The organism is Kitasatospora sp. NPDC057015 (assembly GCF_042673745.1).
GTDB lineage: Bacteria > Actinomycetota > Actinomycetes > Streptomycetales > Streptomycetaceae > Kitasatospora.
Genome location: NZ_JBHUSG010000164.1, coordinates 1 through 1,008, shown reverse-complemented (window position 1 = coordinate 1,008; position 1,008 = coordinate 1). Strand labels below are relative to the sequence as shown.

The window sequence follows — 1,008 nt, the reverse complement described above, 5'->3', positions numbered from 1 at the left end:
GGCAAGCCCACTGTCCGACGCTCCCACGGCTTGTAGGCACACGGTTTCAGGTACTATTTCACTCCGCTCCCGCGGTACTTTTCACCATTCCCTCACGGTACTATCCGCTATCGGTCACCAGGGAATATTTAGGCTTAGCGGGTGGTCCCGCCAGATTCACACGGAATTTCTCGGGCTCCGTGCTACTTGGGAGAAGCTCAAGTGAGCCGCTGATGTTTCGTCTACGGGGGTCTTACCCTCTACGCCGGACCTTTCGCATGTCCTTCGACTACACCAACGGTTTCTGACTCACCCAGCCGCCGGCAGACGACTGAAGAACTTTCCCACGACCCCTGATACGCAACCCCTGCCGGGTCTCACACGTAACAGGTTTAGCCTCATCCGGTTTCGCTCGCCACTACTCCCGGAATCACGGTTGTTTTCTCTTCCTGCGGGTACTGAGATGTTTCACTTCCCCGCGTTCCCTCCACATACCCTATGTGTTCAGGTATGGGTGACAGCCCATGACGACTGCCGGGTTTCCCCATTCGGAAACCCCCGGATCAAAGCCTGGTTGACGGCTCCCCGGGGACTATCGTGGCCTCCCACGTCCTTCATCGGTTCCTGGTGCCAAGGCATCCACCGTGCGCCCTTAAAAACTTGGCCACAGATGCTCGCGTCCACTGTGCAGTTCTCAAACAACGACCAGTCACCCACCATCAACACGTCAGACGCATCTCAAGTAGGACCGGCACTGAAGCAACGACCATACGGCCGTTCCCTCAGGACCCAACAACGTGCCCGACCCACCAGACCCGCCAGAAACCCGTTCCACGCACCGAAGTGCAGTACTTGGGAGGTCTGACAGACCTCGTGTGCCGAATAGTCAACGTTCCACCCATGAGCAACCAACTTGAGGCATTCGCTCAAGTCTGGCTATGTGCTCCTTAGAAAGGAGGTGATCCAGCCGCACCTTCCGGTACGGCTACCTTGTTACGACTTCGTCCCAATCGCTGGTCCCACCTTCGA

2 rRNA genes are annotated in these 1,008 nt (G+C 57.3%); both read right to left on the bottom strand.

Annotated elements, in window-relative coordinates:
• Window positions 1–645 (bottom strand): 23S ribosomal RNA (locus ACFTWP_RS41900); the annotation flags it as partial.
• 285 nt (window positions 646–930) lie between these two features.
• Window positions 931–1,008, bottom strand: a 16S ribosomal RNA gene (locus ACFTWP_RS41895); the annotation flags it as partial.